Source organism: Bacillus sp. IS1 (assembly GCF_032461585.1).
GTDB lineage: Bacteria > Bacillota > Bacilli > Bacillales > Bacillaceae > Bacillus > Bacillus velezensis.
Genome location: NZ_JAWCWR010000030.1, coordinates 1 through 411 on the forward strand (window position 1 = coordinate 1; position 411 = coordinate 411).

Here is a 411-nt window from a genome sequence, read left to right on the forward strand (position 1 = left end):
GAATATTCATACAGCGGCATACCGTCAAACAAATACAAGCCGTGGTCATCTTTGCAGAAATGGCCGGGAACCCAATCCATAATAACGCCGATCTCATGCTGATGGCACTGATCGATAAAATACATCAAGTCATGCGGTTCGCCATATCTGCTCGTCGGACTGTAGTACCCCGTTGTTTGATAGCCCCATGAACGGTCAAACGGGTGCTCTGTCAACGGCATCAGCTCGATATGTGTGAATCCGTGTTCTTTAACGTAAGGAATGACTGTTTCGCTCAGTTCCCGGTATGTGAAAAAACGCCCATCCGCTTTCTTTTTCCACGAACCGACATGAAGCTCGTAGATGGAAATCGGTTTTTCATATACGTTTTTTTGTTTCTTTTTCTTTTGCCACTTTCGGTCGCCCCATGGG

1 protein-coding gene is annotated in these 411 nt (G+C 46.2%); it reads right to left on the minus strand.

What is annotated here, in order from left to right; all coding sequences use genetic code 11:
* On the minus strand, positions 1-411 hold a 411-nt coding region (locus RUW00_RS22825), incomplete at both ends, for an alpha-amylase family glycosyl hydrolase (protein ID WP_315956829.1).